The sequence below is a fragment of the Dyadobacter sp. CY347 genome (assembly GCF_021502655.1).
In the GTDB taxonomy this organism is placed as follows: Bacteria; Bacteroidota; Bacteroidia; order Cytophagales; family Spirosomataceae; genus Dyadobacter.
Genome location: NZ_JAKFFT010000004.1, coordinates 658548 through 679933 on the forward strand (window position 1 = coordinate 658548; position 21386 = coordinate 679933).

General features: G+C 47.1%; 11 protein-coding genes and 1 tRNA gene. 3 read left to right on the top strand and 9 right to left on the bottom strand.

Annotation, left to right across the window (positions count from 1 at the left end; genetic code table 11):
* Nucleotides 1–53: 53 nt before the first annotated feature.
* Together L0659_RS10860 and L0659_RS10865 are read right to left on the bottom strand one after the other, a co-directional pair.
* Nucleotides 54–1511, bottom strand: a complete 1458-nt coding sequence (locus tag L0659_RS10860) for a RagB/SusD family nutrient uptake outer membrane protein (RefSeq protein WP_235125996.1) — start codon at nt 1509–1511, stop codon at nt 54–56.
* A gap of 19 nt (nt 1512–1530) precedes the next feature.
* Nucleotides 1531–4647 (bottom strand): TonB-dependent receptor, encoded by a 3117-nt coding sequence (locus L0659_RS10865; protein ID WP_235125997.1) that lies wholly within the window; start codon nt 4645–4647, stop codon nt 1531–1533.
* Between the two features lie 185 nt (nt 4648–4832).
* Between L0659_RS10865 and L0659_RS10870 the strand changes: the two genes are divergently transcribed.
* Nucleotides 4833–5990, top strand: coding sequence for an NAD(P)-binding domain-containing protein (locus L0659_RS10870; RefSeq protein WP_235125999.1), 1158 nt, complete (start codon nt 4833–4835; stop codon nt 5988–5990).
* 2 nt (nt 5991–5992) lie between these two features.
* Here L0659_RS10870 and L0659_RS10875 read toward each other — a convergent pair whose 3' ends face one another.
* Together L0659_RS10875 and L0659_RS10880 are read right to left on the bottom strand one after the other, a co-directional pair.
* Nucleotides 5993–6961, bottom strand: coding sequence for a c-type cytochrome (locus L0659_RS10875; RefSeq protein ID WP_310590697.1), 969 nt, complete (start codon nt 6959–6961; stop codon nt 5993–5995).
* A 32-nt stretch (nt 6962–6993) separates the two neighbouring features.
* Nucleotides 6994–7977 carry a ScyD/ScyE family protein gene (locus L0659_RS10880; protein WP_235126000.1) on the bottom strand — a complete coding sequence of 328 codons (984 nt, stop codon included), beginning with the start codon at nt 7975–7977 and terminating at the stop codon, nt 6994–6996.
* A gap of 349 nt (nt 7978–8326) precedes the next feature.
* On the opposite strand from L0659_RS10880, the gene L0659_RS10885 reads away from it, so the two are divergent.
* Both L0659_RS10885 and L0659_RS10890 read left to right on the top strand, forming a co-directional pair.
* Complete coding sequence (locus L0659_RS10885) at nt 8327–11443, top strand: two-component regulator propeller domain-containing protein (RefSeq protein ID WP_235126001.1); 3117 nt, start codon at nt 8327–8329, stop codon at nt 11441–11443.
* 101 nt (nt 11444–11544) lie between these two features.
* Nucleotides 11545–12177 (top strand): response regulator transcription factor, encoded by a 633-nt coding sequence (locus tag L0659_RS10890; protein ID WP_235126002.1) that lies wholly within the window; start codon nt 11545–11547, stop codon nt 12175–12177.
* On the opposite strand, the gene L0659_RS26415 is transcribed toward L0659_RS10890, so the two are convergent.
* The 5 genes from L0659_RS26415 to L0659_RS10915 all read right to left on the bottom strand — a co-directional run bounded on the left by L0659_RS26415 (nt 12158) and on the right by L0659_RS10915 (nt 21376).
* Nucleotides 12158–12535: a tail fiber protein gene (locus tag L0659_RS26415; protein ID WP_310590698.1), complete on the bottom strand. Its 378-nt coding sequence runs from the start codon at nt 12533–12535 to the stop codon at nt 12158–12160. The genes L0659_RS10890 and L0659_RS26415 overlap by 20 nt on opposite strands.
* Nucleotides 12536–12572: 37 nt before the next feature.
* Nucleotides 12573–12875 (bottom strand): phage tail protein, encoded by a 303-nt coding sequence (locus L0659_RS10900; RefSeq protein WP_235126003.1) that lies wholly within the window; start codon nt 12873–12875, stop codon nt 12573–12575.
* Nucleotides 12876–12897: 22 nt separating this feature from the next.
* Nucleotides 12898–16758 (bottom strand): GEVED domain-containing protein, encoded by a 3861-nt coding sequence (locus tag L0659_RS10905; RefSeq protein WP_235126004.1) that lies wholly within the window; start codon nt 16756–16758, stop codon nt 12898–12900.
* A gap of 198 nt (nt 16759–16956) precedes the next feature.
* The gene (locus tag L0659_RS10910; RefSeq protein ID WP_235126005.1) at nt 16957–21093 is read right to left on the bottom strand and encodes a right-handed parallel beta-helix repeat-containing protein; all 4137 of its coding nucleotides are present in this window, start codon (nt 21091–21093) and stop codon (nt 16957–16959) included.
* Between the two features lie 199 nt (nt 21094–21292).
* Nucleotides 21293–21376: transfer RNA gene (locus L0659_RS10915), tRNA-Leu, on the bottom strand.
* Nucleotides 21377–21386: the final 10 nt, after the last annotated feature.

Below are 21386 nucleotides of genomic sequence, written 5' to 3' on the forward strand. Positions count from 1 at the left end.
GTTTCAAATCAAAACGGCAAGCGATGCTATCAAAACATCACTTGCCGTTTTTTCTAATATGCATTTTGTGTCAATTGCGGATTTACGTCAATCGCCGCCTGCGGAATGGGGAAGAGCAGCTTGCTTTCGGTAATGTTGTAACCCTTCGCTTTCAAAACCGGAACAGCACGGCCGGTCCGGACAAGGTCGAAAAAGCGATGGAATTCAAAGCTCAGCTCTGTTCTTCTTTCATGCTCGATGGCAAGCGCAAGCGTTGGATATTTGGCAGGATAACCCGTTTTCCCAAAACCCGGAAGTCCCACCCGTGCCCGAACCTGATTGAGATACGAAGGATCGCCCGTGGCTTCGGAATAGGAGAGCAGAATGTCCGCATAACGGGTCAATTCCACATTCTGTCCCGGATAGCGCCAGTTGGGATCGTAATATTTTTGGGTAAAAGGATATTTGATAAATGCACCCGTTTCCAGATTTGTATAACCCGGGTAAACCGAAATGTTCTTCCGGATTGTGTCTGTCGTTTCAAATTCATTGGTCAAATCGGGCGTCGGGCTGTTGAGGCCGCTGCCGCGGAATGTTTCGGTGCTGCCAGGTAAATGAAAAGCCCAGTGGTAAGGCGTATAAGTTTGCTGATAATTGCTGTTTACCGCATTCTGGCCTGCCAGGAACTGCAATTCGAGAACGGATTCTTTCGAGTTTTTCGTTTCGGGCAAAAAGTTGAATGCATAATCTGCGCTGTTTACCACACCGTCTTTGTTGGCATCGAGGGAGTACACATTGCTGTCAATGATCTCTTTCAGCTCTTTTGCAGCATTGGGTTTGTCATTGATGGTCAAATAAACCTCTGCCAGCACGGCTGCGGCGGCATATTTTGTAATTCTGCCAACGTCTGTCCCTGAATAACTGGCTGGTAACGCGGCCTTGCTCGCTTTTAAATCCGCAATGATCTGCTGGTAAACCACATCTCTTTTCTCACGCAAATAAGTGTAGCTCTCGTCCGCACTCACGACTTTTAATGGCAACGGAATGTCACCCCAAACCCGCGTCATGTTGAAAAACAGCAGCGAACGGATGAATGTGGCTTCTGCTTTCAGCCTGTCTTTCAGCGCAGGATTGCCGAATTGGACCGTTGTCTTTTCAAGCTGCTCAATGGCATTATTGCAAATGTAAATCGAGTTGTAGCTGTTGTTCCAGGCCGTTTGAATCAGGCCGTTATTAGGCTGAATACGGAATGCTTTAATGTCATCCTCAAACGTCGTCGCGCCGCCAGAAAACTCGATATATGTGTTGTCCGAATACATTTCGCCGTACAGGTCCACGATGCCGCTGGCTGCGTAAGTGCGGTTCAACTGGCGGTAAACATCATTGACCGCCTGCACAATCTGTGCTTCCGAGGTGTAGAAACTGCCTTCGGTCAGCCGCGTTTCAGGATATTGGTCAAGCTGGCTTTCGCTGCATGAAAAGCCGGTTGCGGCCAGCAAAATGTATATTATATGTTGTCTAAATCTTTTCATTACTCTGGGAATTAGAATTTTAAAAACCAATGTTGACGCCAAATGTGTAAACCTTTGCAGAAGGGTAGGGCGAGTGCGTAACCCCGCGTGCCGTGGCGCTGGTGGCACTTCCATTGAAGTTTTCCGGATCAAAAATCGGCGCATTTTTGTGTGTAAAAAGATTTTGACCATTGGCATAAATGCGCAGGGATTCAAGCTTTAACCTGGAAAGAATGGCCGAGGGAAATGTGTAGCCCAACGTCAAAGCCTTCACCCGGAAATAAGAACCGTCCACGATCCAGTAACTCGAAGCCGTTTTTTCATAACCGTCCAGATCCACCGTCAGCTTGTAATGATAGCCATCGCCCGGCTCTTGTTCGGAACGCCAGCGGCTAGTCATTTCCTTGTAATAGTTGCGGCCTTCGTGGTAAAGCATGGCGCGGTGAATGTTGTTGTCATACACGTCGCTTCCCTGCACGCCCTGGATCAACATGCTGAAATCGAATCCTTTGTAAGTCAGATTATTGGTAAAACTCCAAATAAAATCCGGTGTATAATTGCCAATGATCGTGCGGTCTTTGGCATTCAAAACCCCATCACCATTCACATCTACATAACGCCCGTCACCCGGCTTGGCCGAAGCATAATGCGACGGATCGGCGTCCACTTCGCCCTGGTTCATATACACGCCGTCATATTGGTAACCGTAGAAACTGAATATCGGCTCACCCACTTTATTGATGGATTCCATCCCAAAACCCGGCTGGTAAATCATAGGTGCATTGTCTTTGCCGAGCGCGAGCACTTTGTTGCGATTCCGGGAGAAATTTAGCTGCGAGGTCCAGCCCAATGCGCCTTTCAGGTTATGCGTGGTGAGGTTGAGTTCAAGTCCTTTGTTTTGTAATTTTCCAATGTTTTTGAAAACACTATTAAACCCGGACACAATCGGAATCGGGACGTCCAGGAGCAAACCGTCTGATTTTGAAATGTAATAATCGGCTTCAAAAACGATCCGGTTGCTGAACAAACCCAGATCTACACCCGCATTAAACTGCTGTGTCCGTTCCCATTCCAGGTCGGGATTGGTGATGCTGCCGGGATAGTAAGTTGTACTTAAATTATTTCCAAAAGCAATGCGTCCCTGCGACATCGCACCGATCCACTTGTAATCGGCAAAACGGTCATTGCCCGTAAATCCATAGCTGGCACGCAGTTTCAAGTTGTTAATAGGCTTCACAGCACTCAAAAACGCCTCATCCGACACGATCCAGCCTCCCGAAACGGATGGGAAAACGCCCCATTTGTTATTAGGCCCAAACCGTGAAGAACCATCACGGCGAATGCTCGCAGATAACAGGTAACGTCCTTTAAATGTGTAGTTTAAACGGGAAAAGTAGGAGATCAGAATACTCTTGTTCTTGTCATCTTCTGCCTGGAAAACGGTTTTTCCAGCACTTAATGCCTTAATAAGATCATTGTCATAACCCCTGCGTTCCTGGTTGGTGTAGTAATAATCGTTGTTGTTATACTCCATCCCCAACAATGCCGAAAACGAATGTTCCTTGAAGGTTTTGTCGTAGGTCAGCAGGTTTTGAGAGGTGTAATTTAATGTCCGCACCTGGTTCACGGTCATTACGCCTTCTGTGTAATAGGTGGGTCCGAGGTTATGGTCAACCGCCTGGTAATTGTTGTGGTCACCTCTGTTATAGAAGAAGTTAAGCGCTGATTTAAAGCGTAGTCCGGGCAGGAAATCAATTTGGGCAAACACATTTCCCAGGTTATTGAACTGCCTGTGCTGAATGTCATCCGTGATCTGATACAGCGGGTGACCGTTTTTCGGCCTGAACAAAATGGCATCGTATTTTTCAAAACCCGGCGTGTTTGCAGGTGCGCCGAGCAAACCATTATTTCCGTAAACCGGATAAATGTTCGGATATTGAACGGCCCATTCTACGGTTCGGTTGAAAGGCTCATTTTCGTGGTCGTAGCTTACATTCAGCATGCCGCCCACTTGCAACCAGTTCTTAATCTGCGAATTGGCTTTAATGTTAAATGTGTATTTTTTGTAATCCGAAGTGATCACGATGCCTTGCTGCTTCACATAGCCGGCCGACACAATGAAATTCGTTTTGCTATTTCCGCCACTCGCATTCAGCTCAATTTTCTGCATCGGCGCCGTTCTGAAAATCAAGTCTTGCCAATTGGTGTTTTCAAGATTTTCGGGGTTGTTAAATGCAGTAGGCCAGGTGTATTTATATTGTTTTCTGGCTTCAATGGTGTTGGGCGCGCTCGGGTCGCCGCCGCTTTCGATCCAGCCATTTTGTGCGGCGTCTATGGAAGCCTGGGCATATTCCTGCGAGTTCACGACCTTGATTTTATCAATGACTTTTTGAAAACCGTAGGAATAATTGACATTGAATTTGGTCTTGCCTTCCTTGCCGCTCTTTGTGGTGATCAAAATAACACCATTCGCGCCGCGTGATCCGTAAATCGCAGCTGATGAGGCGTCTTTCAGAACTTCCATCGACTCAATGTCATTCGCGCTCAGGAGGTTAAGATCGTAATTGGGAATAGGCATTCCGTCAATCACAATCAAAGGCGAGCTGCTGGCCGAAACCGAATTAATTCCGCGGATCTGAATGGTTGACGAGGTTCCGGGCCGGCCGTTGCTGCTCAAAACCTGCACTCCCGGGATTTTGCCATATAAAGCCTGTCCCAACTCTACAATTGGCCGGCTGGTAATTTCACGGTCCATTTTGACCGATCCTACTGCGCCGGTCACATCGCTTTTTTTCTGTGTTCCATAACCCACCACCACAATTTCATTGAGCTGTTTGGTGTCCACAGAGAGCGTAATGTCAATGTTACTGCGCCCATTTACAGGCACTTCACTCGTTTGGTAACCGATCCCTGAAAACACCAGCACGCCGTCTTCCGGTGCCTGAATCTCGTAGTTACCATTGGCATTGGTCGTCGTGCCGTTTGTTGTGCTTTTCAGAATTACATTGATCCCGGGCGCACCACCCTGATCAGCGGAAGAAATCACCTTACCCTTTACCACCACGGACTGGGCAACCGATTGAAAAGACAAAAATGCCAGGAGCAAGACAGACCAGGCATACCCGCCGGAGGCGAGCGATCGTAGTTGTAGCATCATATTAGCTAGTTAAAATTGAATTGGGAGTGCGTCGAAGTCACTTGCTGGTGGTTAACAAGTGATATTCTACTTAATTGATAGACAAAGTAAGATTATTGAAAATTAATTTACAAATTCGCTGGCGCATTTATTCCGTTTAACCTATAATTGATTATAATTGGAACGGCGCAGAAAAAACGTTCCGGATGTCAGATAAAATTCGATATAAGACAAAGATCATGGTCATTGGTGCCGGCCAGGCCGGCTTATCCGCAGCTTATTATTTAAAGAAACTGGGGTTGGCGATAGGGCCGGATTTTATCGTACTCGACGCCGCTCCATCAGCGGGTGGTGCATGGCAATTTCGCTGGCCATCGCTTACATTGAGTACTGTAAACAGAATCCATGATCTACCCGGAATGTCATTCGAGGAAACTATTGGTGAAACTAATGCGGCCGTCCCGGCGGCCGTCCCGGCGACCGTCCCGGCGGCCGTCCCGGCGACCGTCCCGGCGGCCGTCCCGGCGGCCGTACAAGCGAGCATTGCTGTGCCCCATTACTATGAGCTTTACGAGCAAAAATTCGATATACGGGTCTATCGTCCGGTGAAAGTGGAAAATGTTTATCTCCATAACGATCGGTTCTATATCGATTCCTCGGAAACACTATTTTCTGCAATGGGAATCATTAACGCCACCGGAACCTGGGAAAACCCTTACATTCCGACCTACCCCGGTGCTGGTCTTTTCAAAGGCGAACAGCTGCATACAAAGGACTTTAAGAATGCCGATTATTTTAAGGGAAAGCATGTAGTTGTGGTTGGCGGTGGTATATCTGCCATCCATTTACTCGATCAGGTTTCGAAAGTGACGACCACTACCTGGGTTACCCGCCGTCCACCTGTTTTTAGAGAAGGTCCTTTTGATGATGCAGCAGGGCACAATGCCGTTGCTATGGTGGAAGACAGGGTAAGGAAAGGCCTGCTGCCCTCATCTGTTGTTTCCGTTACGGGCCTGCCGCTTTCGCCGGAAGTTGTAGATATGAAACGGAGAGGCGTACTGAATCGTTTACCTATGTTCAGTGAGATCACTAATAACGGTGTCAAATGGGAAGATGGCAGGGAGGAAAAGGCGGATGTGATTCTATGGAACACGGGCTTCAGAGGGGCGTTGGATCATTTGAAATCCGTTCTGCCCAGGGAAGAAACTGGCGGCATTATCATGTCGGGCCGGTTGGCGACTATGGTTGCGAAAGAACCCCGCATCCATTTACCCGGATATGGTCCGTCTGCGTCCACGATAGGAGCAAATCGCGCCGGGCCCGTAGCGGCCCGTGAATTAATGGCCACTTTGGGCTTGGCGTAAAACTACTTTTTTTCCATCCTTACGACCTGATTTTCGATCGGTTTCACTGTGTTTAGATAAGCGTAGATCGCATTCAGGTCCTCTACTTTCATACCTGCGTACATGGTCCAGGGCATTGGTGTGTTAATGGCATCCGGTGCCATTTTTGGAGAGACATAATTGCTGTCAACGTATGCCTTAAAACGGGCAACAAAGGCGTCTTTTGTCCAGTTACCTATTCCTGTTTGCTTATGCATGGTAATGTTTGGAGAGCGCATAATGCCGTTTGGGCCAGCGAATTCCATTCCACCTCCAAATTCAGTTCCGGCAACGACACTTCCTTTTTCGGTTTTACTATGGCAATCCACACAACCGGTCGCGGTGATCAGATACTTGCCATAAGCCACCTGATCCGATTCCGACGGACGCTTGGTGAGCGAGGCCTTTGCAGGCATTGTATTGATCAGAATGCTGACCGGAAAGTCAGGTTCTGACTCCGGAATATCCTTTTTTATGGCCGGCAATTCGCGAATGTAGGCGATTACCGAGTAAATATCCTCTTGGTCGAGCTGGCCGAACCGGTGGTAGGCCATGACCGGAAATAGTGCTTTTCCCTCTTTATTGACACCGGTTGTGACGGCGCGGAAAATTTCTCCGTCCGTCCATCCGGCCAGTGTATAGGGTGTGATATTGGGTGCATAAAACTTGCCCGGAAAGCCCATGTCCTGCGTAAAGGCCTCGCCGCCCGCCCCGAATCCGCCCGAAAGCGGTCCGGCATAGCGCGACCAGTCGCGGGTGCTGTGGCAATCCATACAAACTGTCACGTGATTAGCGAGATACTCTCCCCGCGCCACGCGGCCCGCAGTCCGTTCAATTTTAATGTCAGGCGCGGGGCCCGTATCGGGAAGTGCAGTTTTTACATAAATGATACCTGCAAGAATAATGAAGATGAAGCCAGCAAGTATTTTGCCAATGATTTTAATTGCTTTCACTTGAATGGTCTTTGTAGGATAAGTGAAAGATATTAATACGACAACTTGCTGATTGAACCGTCCTCATAGCTTAGCACATAGAAGGTCTGGCCGCTTCCACGGATAATGTCGGTAGGACGTGAAAGACCTTCAAGCAATATCTTGCCGTCCTCATTAAGCACTTTGCCGGACTTGGCACCAAATCCCATTGCGCCGAAAACACCATGCTGAATGACGATGGGTTTCTTGTTAGCTGAAAGTGTAATACCGGTCAGTGTTGTAAATTTAGACTTGTACACATCTACCCCTCCTGATGCACTCACTTGAAAGATTTTGGCATCACCTGGTGTAAAAGGAAAGCCGGTTAATGTGCTGATAAGAAATTTGCTTCCATCGTAAACAATGCCCGTTGGCACAGCCTCTACGCCTGCCGCAACATTGGGTATTTTAGCAAACAAACTCAATGCGCCCGTCGCAATATCTCTCTTGATAACGGCATTGCTTCCGGCGTCAACGATGTACATATGATTGTCAGGGCCAAATGTAAAATGATATGTGTTTGAGTTAATCGGGTCGGTCAAAGACAGGCTTTTGACATAGCTTCCGATATCTACAGAGTCAATATCGTCCAGCGCAACGGGGCTATCGCCGGATTTGAAAGACGACACATCTGCTGTGTAGAGGATTCCATTGGAGCCGTGCAAGAAATATAGTTTTCCCGCGCGGTAAGCCAAATGGGCAATTCCTTCTATTGATCCTTCCCGCATCAGGGATTGCAAACCAGTTACAAATGTTGTCTTCACGCCCGATGGAGTGATCATGGAAACGCTGCCATCATTGCCCTTGCCAGATCCTGCTTCGGTCACCCACAGGTTTCCCGTGTCATCTGATGTCAGTCCGATCGGATACTTCAATCCGCTTATAAATATTTCCGAAGACAAGGTTTCCGGTTCAGGCTCGAAAATGTCGTGATCTGTACAAGCCAGGACGAAAGTGAAAACCAGTAATGTTGAAAGTGAGTAAATTAACTTTTTCATTGTTTTTGAAATTAAGGCTGTTTATGGACGATGATTTTGGCGTTTTGGATTGTGCGGGCAATGAAAACCGGAAAGAAAGGCTGGTGAAGCATTTTCACAGCCCGCGGAATTTGACATGCTGATTAAAGAAATAACGTTGAGTAAAATCGTAGCGCAAAAGACGATAGGAGCGCGCCAATGCACAATAGCAAATTATTGCTATATCAGGCGATTTAATCCTCCAAATCGCCGTTGTGGCAGGTGGTTAGAAAAAAGATTGTTAGTTTTTTAATCTAAAAATCTACTTTTAGAGTATACAGTTACATATTGAGTATACAGTTACATACGTCCTAAACACTTCTGTCTCTTCATGCTGCGCAGACTTTTACGGTTCCTGTTGAATTTGTCTTGCATAAAAATCCACTCGTATGGTCTGCTGCCTTTCCTATTCCTGATTTTCACGGACATTTGTCTTGCCCAGGCACCGCAAACGCGTGTAAATATTCAATTGCTTGGTCCGGAGCAAGGTTTGCCCAGCCGCAATACGCGTTCCTTGACACAGGATGGCCGGGGATTCATGTGGGTGGCCACCGGCCAGGAGCTCTGGCGATATGATGGGTATAGCTTTCAGAATTTTACGGGAATGCTAACCCGCTCCATCGGTGGCGGAACCCTGATCAACCAAATCAAGACCGGGCCAAAGGGCGAGATCTGGGTAGCGCACAATATCGGCGTCAGTATTATTGATCCCCTTAACCTGACCTGCAAGACCATTAATCCTTCCGCTTCTTTTAAAAGTGTTGATTCAAAACAGCATCTGGATGTTTTTTTCGACAGGGATCAGAATGGCTGGGTGTCGATACCCCGTGGGAAGCTTATTAAAGTCAATGCAGATTACCTCCCCGAAGCCCTGTACACGCCGCCAACAGAAGCCGGGCATGCGTCGCCCATTGAAAGTCAGGTGACCAAACTTTTTGTTATTAACAAAAATCGGCGATACGCGTATAGTGACAGCACGTTTCTGGATGAAATGGATGGAAACGGACATTTATTAAAGAGGACTAATTTGTTGGGTCAGGACATTGATTCCCGGCAATATGGTGTCTTCAATGTTGTGCAGTCCGGCGCTGACACGTTGCAAATATATTACAAGCATAAGACTAGCAAGAAATTCCAAATGCGTCATTACGCCTTCGGAACAGGGACGTTCGGCCCGCTCACGGACATGGCTTCTCCGATAGCCCCCGATTTTATCTATGCTTATCAAAACAGTTACAAGTGGTATAAATCTTCAAAAGAGATTGGTTTTGTAAATCAAAAGACCGGTCAGTTCACGAATCTGACAACACTCCTTTTGCAAAAATCGGGTGCCGATATTTTTTTCTTCGGGGCCTATCTGAGCACGGATGGCAGTTTTTGGGTTTCGGGCGTCAACGGGCTTATCAAGGTTACGCTCACCGAAGAAATTTTCAGAAGATACATGAGTGTGCCGCTGGAAAAAACAAGTGATATCGGGAGCAGCGTGAGAGGCATCACTGAGGATCGTTCAGGAATGATCTGGGCATGTTCTTATGGGTATAACCGGGATGGTTTACAATATCTGCTTCATCAGATTGATCCCGCGCAGCATCGGAGCAGGCATATGCAGCTGCACAGCCAGACCACACCTTCAAATAGCATGGTGATTCCCTATAAGGTGCTTTTTACCAAAACCGAGGTTTATGCGGTAACGGATGGCATAGAATTTCTCAAAATTAATCCTGAGACCGAAGCTTATCATGCCGTCGATTTTCCGTTTGTAAGCGGACGTGGATTTACTTCTTTTTATAAACTCAATGATTCCACTTTCTGGACAGGAACCTGGGGCGGGATGGGAGTCATCAGTACGCGGGATCTGAAACCTGTTCTTTTAAATGATAAAGCCGGGCGTTACATCAAAAATGAACGTATCAACAACTTTATGCCATGGAGGAACAACCGGGTTTTAGTCAGCACTACAAATGGGTTATATGTGCTGAATCAGGATGCAAGCATTTTTGAACATTATGGACAGACAGCCGGAGACAGGATCAAACTTCCGGCTTTACAAATTTTTCACACCGCGTGGTTTGAAAATGCACTGTGGGCGGCAACCGGGCAAGGGCTGATCCGCATTGACGTAGATAGCAAAAAAACACAGCTTTTTACCACGCACGACGGCCTGCCTGACAATAATATCTACGCTGCCTTGCCGGACGAGCGCGGGAATCTTTGGCTGAGCACCAACAAAGGTTTGTCTCGGTTTGATACAAAAACCAGGAAATTCCATAACTACGGAATTTCTGACGGCCTGCCTCACCTTGAATTCAACCATGGTTCCTATCTGAAAGCGAGAGACGGCACACTTTACTTCGGTGGCCTGAACGGCATTGCTGCATTCAACCCGGAACAGCTTGATTTGAGCTCAAAAAAAGAGCGCGCATTGCAGCTTATTTCCTATGCTAAATTCGATGCCAGCCGGAACAAGACCGACACGATCACTACCCATCAGGCCGGTCAGCAGATCATTTTCAACCCCGGTGATCGTTTTTTTGCTTTCGCATTTATGAGCCCGGATTATCAGAATACTTCATTAAACCGCTTCCGCTACAAGCTGGAAGGGTGGGGGGATGATCGCTGGCAAATGTTTGAAAATGGCAATAAGTTACTCTTCAACAGCCTGCCGCCGGGAGATTACATGCTTAAAGTGCAGGTTTCTGTGGGAGGTGCGGATTGGAGTAGCCAGGAATGGAAATCATCGATCCGGGTGCTTGCGCCCTGGTACAAATCGGTTTGGTTTTATATATTCAGTTTGCTGGGCATCGGCTTGCTGATTTATCTCTTTTATCAAAACCGGCTCCGGCAGATCATGGATATCCAGAAAATCCGCAACGGGATCAGCGCAGATATGCATGATGAGATCGGGAGCACGCTGAGCAGCATTACTTTTTATAGCCAGGCATTGCTGATGCAAATGGAGAAGAAGGAACATCAGCAGGTGGTCCAGAAAATAAAGGAAAATGCCCAGCAGGTTCAGGAAGGGCTTAGTGATATCGTATGGAGTGTGAAAGCTGGCAGCGACCAGATCGAGGACGTGTTTGCACGCATGTTTCAATTCGGCAGCACATTGGCAGAATCCAAAGGGTTTGCTTTCCGTTTTGATGCGGATATCCAAATGCAAAACCTGAAATTGGATATGCAGACGCGAAAGAACTTGTATCTGATCTTCAAAGAGGCGATGAACAATGCGGCCAAATATTCCAATGCGAGCACCATTTCGGTATTTACAACGCGGGAGGGTAGCCAGACAAAGCTGATCATCCGTGACAATGGCAACGGATTTGACCCCGAATTTATCAGAAAAGGCAATGGGCTGGCCAATATGCATCAGCGTGCGGCACAAATGAATGGTCTGCTTACGATCCATTCTGTCATTGATGAGGGCACAACTATTACGCTGCTATTCTAGTCCGCTAAAGATGACTAGTATTTGCTATATTGTAGAAGATATTCGGTGCTAATTTTGTAGGATGTTATTTAAAAGTTTTATCATTGCTATTGACTCAGCGTATGGCGTCAAGGATCATTATTTTCGACGATAATCAGGAGCGATTGAGCAGCGTTTCCATGCTCCTCAATCTTTCTGATGGTTTCTTGTGCACCGGAACTTTTCCCAATGCCAATAACCTTTTGGCCAATATCACCGAATCGAAACCCGACCTTGTGCTCATGGATATTGATATGCCCGGAATAAACGGCATAGATGCAACCATTCTCATCAGAAGGCATTTTGGTGCATTGCCTGTGCTGATCCAAACAAATTTCGAAGAAGACGAACGGATTTTTGGAAGTCTGCAAGCGGGTGCCAATGGATATTTGTTAAAGAAAACAAGTCCTGAGCGCTTTATTGAGAGTTTGAGAGAGGCGCTTGAAGGCGGTGCGCCCATGACTGGCAGCATTGCTACCAAAGTGCTGCGTTACTTTTCCGCTGAAACGGCAACCAAAAAAGATTACCACCTGACGGAGCGTGAAAAGCACATATTGGGGTTTTTGGTTAAAGGTTACAGTTACAAATTAATCGCCGCCGAATGCAATATTGCTTACAATACAGTCAATAACCACATCCGTAACATCTACGACAAGCTATATGTAAACAGCGCCACCGAGGCGGTGAGTCTGGCGATCAGGGAAAGGCTGGTCTGATTTCCCGGGTGTTATTGCTTGATGGGTAAATGCCCTTCAATGCAATGCAAAAATTAGTCGATTCGTAATCGGGCGCAACGGATTGCAGCCGGACACTTCTTTCCAGGCCCAGCGGGCGCGACGATTGATTAGCCAGTGAAAGCATCTCAGCATGCAATTCAATCTGCACAGGCTTGCGCCCCGCAAGGTTAGGCAGTGCGAATGTTGACTGACCGTCGCCGCCAAACGTCGTTCCCAACAGTGCAAACAAAGCTGGATGCGCTGCGATGCCCAGTTGCCGGCCGTCACATCTGGCCCAGCCTTCGGGTACATTCCGAGTCGGAATATATTTTATTTCTGCCAGAAAAGGTTCTCTCATGACGATCAGCTAGGGGCAAACAGGGATACATTTTCGCTCAACTTTTTGGCGCGTATATCCCATACAGTGAAATAATGTAGTTGACATATATATAGGCCTCGCTGCTGTCGAAAGGCCTTTCCCCGCCGCCGGGGCCCTCGTCCTGGTGTACCGGCATCTCACCTCTGAGATCAGGAAGGCCAAATGTTATCATTCCATCGCCGCCGTATGCGGTTCCCAGCACATGAAAAAGGAAATGGTTCTCTGCGATGGGAAGCAGTGTCCCATCACAGAGATGCCAGCCTTCGGGAGCGAATTTCCCGGCGAACATTTTGATTTCGCCAACATAAGGGTAATCCATGGCAAGGACGCTTATTCTTTCGCTACTCTTTTATTACTTTCCGGGTTTCGGAAATACTGCCGTTGTCAAACTTCAAAATGTTTAAGCCAGGAGACAATTTGTCTATCATAATAATGTTCGGCCCGGGTTGTAATATCTTGGTTTTATGAGACAGTACTCTCCCTGTTACATTATAGTGGGTAATGTTCCAAAGGCCTTTCTCGATTGCATTAATTTTAATGTATACTTTACCATTACCAGGATTTGGATAAAAATTTCCGACCAGTGATTTTTCTGTATCGCTTCCCAACGCAATTATTTTTGAGTAGGCATATTTGGTATCCAGATCGATCATTTTCAGGCGGTAATATGCTATTCCAGCAGGTGCATTGAGATCAAGAAAAGTGTAAATTCTTGCCTCATCGGGTGCTTGCTCACCTATTTTCTCAAATGTTTTTCCATTCAAACTCCTTTGGATCTCAAAATGACTGAAATCAACTTCCGAGCTTGTTTTCCAGGTAAGCTCATTGCTTTCCTCTACGGGTTTCCCAGTGAAAGAAATCAATGTAACGGGCAACGGGTGTTCAATTGATTTTGCTATAAAACCACTGAATCCTGATACAGGGAATGTTACTTCCCAAATGGAATTGACTGCATTCCAACTTAGAGTATAATCTCCTGCATTCCAGGAGTCTGATCCACTAGGGATATAGGTTGGCGTCCCCGGATAGTTGAGGCCTGTCGGGCTGGTCCCAGCAAATTTAACGATCTGGAAGTTGGCGATACCTGAGACATCATTCGGGCCGGTTGGTAAAAGGCCAGCAGTAATCGCTGCATTATAGGCGTCAAAATCGGCTTGTGAGAAGTACAAAGTTACCGTGCCGGTGGCGGTGTTTGCATTGGTGCCCGGTGTAATCTCATAATGCCGCGGCACATAGCTGAAAGGCGGTGTTGTGTCAAGCCAGCTTTTGATAGTAGCCTCCGTAAACCCGCTTGTAGGCACCACTTTGGCTATATATTCGCAGCCATTGGCAATTAGCGGCGTAGCGGCTACGTCTTGTGTGCTGGTCGTTGCAGCTGTCGGGAGCGATACCCTTCCATCACAAGAAGGAATAATAATATTGACAAAGTAATCTTCCGTTTCGCCCAATTGATAGTCTGCGCAAGCAGAATTAATGACATCTCCGCTTCCGGATATGACTCTCATACGTGTCAGACCAGGCAGCGCCCCTTCCGGAATGGAAACGGAACCTGTCAAAGTGTATTCGGCCCTAAGGTTATCTGGTGCGGAAAAAACTCTTTCCCCCGGTGCATCAAAACTTCCATTATGATTAAAATCAATCCAGGCAGATGTCGAACTGAAACCAAATCGACCACAAGAAGTCATTGATACAGAGATCGGAATGGTGGTGCCTGCTGTAAGGTTAGTGGCGGCTATCACCCGGGTGTAATCCGAATACCGACTTAGCACTGAGCCCGGTCCGCCGGTTTGACCACAATTCGAGGAGTTGTTTAATTCGCCTATCGTCACATTGGCAATGTCAGCAGAATTGGCATCTCCTGAAATGGAAGTACAGGCACAATAAAGGGAGGGGCGCTGAACAGCCACGGGTGTTGACAGGGTTGTGCTTTCGCCGGTTGGACAAGTTACAGCGCAATAAAAATTGTCGGGACCGGTGATGGTGGCTGTGTAGGTATCGTCGGTAGCACCGGCAATGGGACCCGCATTATTGTACCATTGATAAGTGTTGTTGCCCGTTGTGATGATCGGACTCAGCGAAAAAGTAAAACTTACCTCGGGGCAAACCAGGTCTTGGGTCGCAATAGTAGTTGTTTGGGCAGGGCTGCCACTACAAGATGGCGGCGGTACAATGTTGATCAGATAATCTTCTGTTTCTCCTTTAAAATATTCTCCGCATACAGAAGTAAACAGGTTCGGGCCAAGGTTCTGGGCAGAAATGATCCGCATACGGGTAGTACCTGTAGGTGCGTTTTTAGGTATTATAAATGAGCCTGTGCCAGTAAAATTACTTTCACCCCGACCTTGAAATATCAATTCACCCGGACTTTCGAAGGAACCATTGCGGTTGTAGTCAATCCAGATCATTGTATTAAAGAAAGAAGCGCTTCCGCCAGTGGATATTGAAAATGGAATCGTGGCTGATTGATTCAAGACAGGCGCATCCACAAGGGTTGTGAAATCAGAATAAGCACCTGACACAGATCCCGGCCCACCGAGTTGAAGGGAGGCGGTTGAATTGTTGAGCGTCCCTACTGTCACATTACTGATCTCTAATCCCTCCCGGTCCCGAGCGTAGGATTTGCAATAGCAGGGAGCAACAGAAACCGGAATCGATCTCGTCGTTGTTTCGCCGTTGGCGCATGATACATCACAGTAATAAACATCCTCTCTTGTAATTTTTGCACTATAAGTCTCGCCTGTTGCGCCGGCAATGGGTCCGTCGTTATTATACCATTGAAACGTATTGCCGATCGTCGTCACCGCAGGGCTCAGCGAAAATGTATACCTTCCTTCCGCGCAATCCTGCTCTTGTGTAGCGATTGTATTGCTCTGTGCCGGGGCGCCGCTGCACACCAGCGGCGGCTCGATGCTGACCAGATAATCTTCCGTTTCGCCCTGATCATAACTATCGCAGGCAGAGCCTACCGGGTTTTGACCAGCATTTGTAATTACCCGCATACGGGTTGTGCCCGTCAACGCACCGGATGGAATGATAAAAGAGCCGGTAAGCGTTTGGTTTCCGGAAGTTGGCGTTGTTGTTTGATATACTCTTTCATCGGGAGCTTCAAAAATGCCGTTCTGATTGTAATCGATCCAAACAGACGTGGCGGCAGGACCGGTGTTCTCAGCTATTTGCACGGAAAATGGAATTGCCGCCAACTGATTAAAGACCGGCGGTGAGACCATCGTGGTATAATCGGCATATCTGTTTGTAACTGATCCGGGGCCGCCTGCCGGGGAAAGGTCAGAAGTGTTATTGAGCGTCCCTGCTGTTACATTGAAAATGTCCAGCCCCGCGGCACTGGCAGCGATAGAAGCACAATAGCATTGGTCAAACGGTTTTAAACTAATGGCAACCGGAGTGGATTGACCAATTTGGCCACTCACCGTACAGGTGACTTCACAATAAAAATTGTCTGCGTTTGTAATGGTTGCCGTGTATGTCGGGTTGGTCGCACCGGAAATCGGACCCGCATTGTTAAACCACTGGTAAGTGAAGCCCGCACCATCGACACTGTTGAGTGCGGAAGCGGATGAAAACGACAAATCAATGGTGCGATTGAAGCAGGTAATGGATTCACTTGCTATGGTATTTCCTGGTGCAGGCTGGCCAGTGCACGCAGTGGTGCTTAAAATATTTACGGTGTAATCTTCTGTTTCACCTCCGCTATAATTTCCGCAAGGATCTACATTCGATTCCTTGGAGTTGATAACCCGCATCCGGGTTGGGCCTGGCAGGGCGCTCTGAGGAATAACGATTGAACCTGTTACCGTATATGACGGGTTGAAAAATCCAGCTGAGCGATACACAAGTTCACCCTGCCCATCAAACGCTCCGTCATGGTTATAATCGATCCAGATCGATGTCGTGGATTGTCCGTAACCACTGCAAATACCGATGCCGATAGAAAAAGGAAGCGGCGCTAGTTGTAAAAGATCCGGAGCTGCCACCTCGGTATAATTTGCATAATCATTTAAAACAGACCCGCTGCCACCCGTTAGATTACAGTTCGAAGAATTGTTTAAAGTGCCAATCGTTACATTAAATATACTCTGGCCATTACCACCGGCAGAGCTGCAATAGCTTTGCGCCTGAATGCTGCTGCTGGCAATACACAAAAGGATTATTAGAAATGTTGAGTAAAGTTTTTTGATTTTCATCCGAACGTAGTTAAGGTCTTTTATACAAAAAACAGTAAACTACACACCTTGCACAATAGCAAATAATTGCTATCCCTCCATGCTCCAAGTGGCTGTGTGTAACAAGCTTAAATGGAAAAAGCCCCTCAACTTTCGTTGAAGGGCTTTTGTACCCGCAGCGGAACAAATGTTCAACCATTTTCTTGGAGAAGTCACCAATTACTTTTTTACAAATCTTTCGGTTGTACCATCAGCAAATTTGAGAATGTAAAGGCCAATGGGCAGCGATTTTACACTGATCTGTTGTTTATTGGCAGTAATGTTAAGACTTTGAATGTGGCGACCGGTAATATCATATAAATTGGCAGATGTTTTTAGCAACGCATCACTAACCTGGAATGTAACTGTTTCGCCTGCTGGGTTTGGATAAATCGCATTCAGATCGCCCTCGCCATGTAAGGAAATGATCTTGCTGTAGGTAAATTTCCCGTCCAGATCGTTTGTTGCGCGATCTGACATTTTCAGACGGTAATAAATGGTGCCGTCAAAGTTGTTTTGATCGTGGTAGCTGTAATGATTATTTCCACTGCCAGCCGCGTCCACAGTCGCTATCTTAATGAAGCTTTTGGCATCGCCGCTACGCTGAATTTCGAAGTTGTCGGTGTTGACTTCGTCGGTCGTGCTCCATTGAAGCAAATTGCTTCCAATTTCTTTCGTTGCGGTAAAGCTGATCAAATTCAGCGGTAGCGCAGATTCTGTTGTTTTTACAAAAAATCCGCTAAAACCGGTTACATCAAAAGTTACTTCCCAATATTGTGCGTCAGCATTCCACTCAACTTTGCCATTGGCTTCCGAAGGATTGAATGTGGAGATAGTGCCGGTATAAGAATTCGGAAGCCCCGAGCCGTCACTACTCACACCCGGACGTTTTTCAATGCGCAGGTTCGCTTTATTATCTTCCAGGTCCGCGGCATCAACCGGCAATTTGACAGAATTTACAGCATTAAAATCGGTGAATTCCTGCTGAGTAAAAAACAGGGTGACTTTTGAAGATTCATTTGCCGCATTGTCCAGGGGAGTGATCTGGTAGTGCCGTTTTACGAAGTTTGCAGGCTGGGAACTTGCGACCCATACTTTTGCCGATATCGGCCCGGAAACGGCACCCGTGCCATTCACAACGCCGCTTGGATTCAAATAGGCCACTAGCCGACAATCTGAATTAAATGAAGTCAGCACATAATCTCTGGTAATATTAGCGGAGGCTTCGTCCAGATCAATTGCCAGCCCACGTGTTGTGCCACTAAACTCGTAGGCACCTAAATCTACGACGTGCTCGCGCAGTCTGGATTTGTTGTCCAGATCGGTTGTAACGCTGGACAAATCCGGTGTACTTCCAGAACTGAAGTAATTAAAACCTGCGTTCACGGCCGGGCTGCAAGGCTGCAAACGATAATTTCCGTCGGCGGCATTTACAAAAAGCGGATCGATGTTCGCAGTTGCCGGACCGCCGGGGATAGGGTCTTTCTGGACGAGGCTGTACTGGATATCAAGCCTGGATCCGAGTTCATAAATGCCGGAATTATTGCCGTGAACAATGCTGTTGTAGAGTATTGGCGATACATTTCCTTGGTTGAATATGCCGCCTCCCTGGCCAGAAGCAGTATTGCCTGCAATTGTGCAATTGATCATGCTTGCAGTCGAGTTGTCAATGAAGACTCCCCCGCCATTGGCATTGCTTGAATTATTACTGATTAAGCAGTTGATCAGCCTTGGAGAGCCGCCAGCTATCAGCATGCCACCGCCTGGCGAATTTGAAATATTGCCGCTAAAAGTACAGTTAATCAATACTGGTGAGGAGTCGGTAATGTACATACCTGTAAAATTATTTCCGGTAACCGTCAGGTTGACCAGCATCGGAGCCGATCCGGAACCGTTCTGAATGGCAGGTGCACCGTTTGAACCGTTGATGGTAAAGCCGTCCAGTACAGCAGCGCTTGTCAGTGTCAGACCGGAATTACTTAGCACGCCGGGTCCGTTGTCCCCATTCAGGATACTTTTGTTGGCTGTCACGAACAGGTCCCGCTGGTCCAGGCTTGTTTCTGTACTCGCAAACCCGCCATAAATTTTGACACCCTCTTTCATACTGAAACGCGGGCCGCTTCCCGGCTGATAAGTACCGGCTGCTACCCATACCTGCTCGCCACTCTTTGCCGTATTAATAGCAAGCTGCAGGTCACCCATTGGGCAATCCCAGCTTTTACCCGCCCCGGTCGCTCCGGCCATTACATACCAAACACCCGCAACACCTGGCCTTCCCGGATTGCCCTGGAATTCAGTAGCACCCATATCTACAACACCATCGTTATAAAAACGGCTATTACCATTCTGATCGGTCAAAACCGCAGACAAATTCGGCGTTTGACTATTGGCATAGTAGGAGTTGCTTCCCTTGTTCAAAGCCGGACTGCAAGCCTGCAGCACGTAATCACGAGGGGTGACATTACGAAAAAGCGGATTGTTATAGCCTGGAATGTTGCCATCGGATGTGCTGAATTCACCTTGCACCAAACTGTACTGAATGAATGAGCTGGAACCCGCCTCATTGACTATGCCGAAATCATTTCCAAAGATGATACTGTTCCGGATTTTTGAAGATGAGTTATTCGTATTGTTTATTCCTGCTGCCGGATTCTCATCGAGTTTGTTATCGGCAATTGTGCAGTTGGTAAGTATCGGAGATGCTGCTGAATTTTCCATTCCAACACCAGAATTTCTAACGATGGAGCAGTTTACCAAAACAGGAGAGGAATTTTCATTTCTCATACCAGGTGCGTAAATACCGTTCTCTGTGATGGTAACATTTACAAACATCGGCGATGAACCGGAATTTAAGATGCCAGCGTTGAATCCTGAAACCGTAAAACCGTCCAGCAAGGCCGCAGTCGTAAGTCCGTTTCCATTATTATTGATCGTATAAAGAGAACTTTGCACGCCACGCAAAATGCTTTTATTAGCAGTGATGGTCAGGTCGCGATCGGTCAGATTTGTTTCTGTCCCTGCAAAGCCACCATAAATTTTCACGCCTTCCTTCATAATGAATCTTCTATTAATCTCCTGTTCCTGATCAGGGTAAAAGGTTCCTCCGGCCACCCATACCTGCTCACCGCTCGCAGCTGAATTTATTGCAAGCTGTACGCTGCCGGAAGCGCACTCCCAGCTAACTCCGGAGCCGGTTCCGCCTGCCTTCACATACCAAACGCCCGGAACACCCACAGGCGTGGCACCCTGAAATTCATATGCGCCCATATCTGCCGTTCCCTGACCATAAATACGTGGATTACCAGCAAGATCGGTTGTGATCGTAGTTAAATTCGGCGTTTGGCCGCTGGCATAATAGCCATTGTTACCCTTGTTCACACCAGGGCTGCATTGTTGCAGCCGATAATCACCCTCCGCTACATTCACAAATAACGGATCAACCGCGCCTGAGGCATTATGGTTATCGGGGTTTTCATCATTTACACGTTGCACCATGCTATATCTGATCACTGCACTGGAACCTGTTTCATCTAAGATCCCGGGTACGCCATTGGGGATTCCAAGTCTCCCAAAAATGATGCTGTTCCGAATTTGAGGAGAAGAATTAGACGAATTTCGCATACCGGATGCGGTCTGACCAGAAGGTATGTTATCTACAATTGTACAATTCGTCAGTATCGGAGAGGCGGCTACATTTTCCATACCAACGCCCGAATTTCTGATTATAGAGCAGTTTACCAGAACGGGAGAGCAATTTTCATTTCTCATACCTGCTCCGTTAAGGCCATTATCTGTAATAGTTACATTGACAAACATGGGCGATGAATTGTCATTAAAAATGCCGCTGGTTTCTCCTGAAACCGTAAAACCGTCGAGCAAAGCAGCCGTTGTAAGCCCGTTCCCTGAATTTCGGATCGTATTGACAGAACTTGGCACGCCACGCAAAACGCTTGTATTAGCAGTGATAGTCAAGTCGCGACTTGCAAGATTTGTTTCCGTTCCGGCAAAGCCACCATAAATCTTCACGCCCTCCTTCATGAAGAAGTACGTAAAAGCCGGAGGCTGAAAGGTGCCCCCTGCCACCCAGACTTCGTCGCCTGCGATGGCCGCATTGATGGTCGCCTGAAGATCATTGCTGGCATTTGCCCATGAGCCCGACCCATTTCCTGTGCCTGTGGTTTTAACGTAAAATGTTGAAGCAAAAACACCGGATGAGAAGCCGGTGATAAGCAAAAAAAGTAACCCAATGACTGATGTTTGCAGAGAGCTAAATAATAGGGAATTCTTACTTGTTGCAGGAAGTAGAGTTGAATGCATACGCGAAAGAAATAGAGGAGTTTACAAGTTTCTGTAAAGAACCAGGTTTCATTTGAAAATACCGTGACGTATATTCTTTGCTAGATTAAAAAAAAAGTTCGCACGCAGCTTTTCGCCTTTATAAAGTGCTGACTTTGGTAGGTAGGGAATAAAAAAAAGAGCATAAATGATTGATTTTCAATCTTTTATGCTCTTTACGTACCCAGAGCCGGAGTCGAACCGGCACGAGTGTAACCTCATTGGTGTTTGAGACCAACGCGTCTACCAATTCCGCCATCTGGGCATTGATCTCT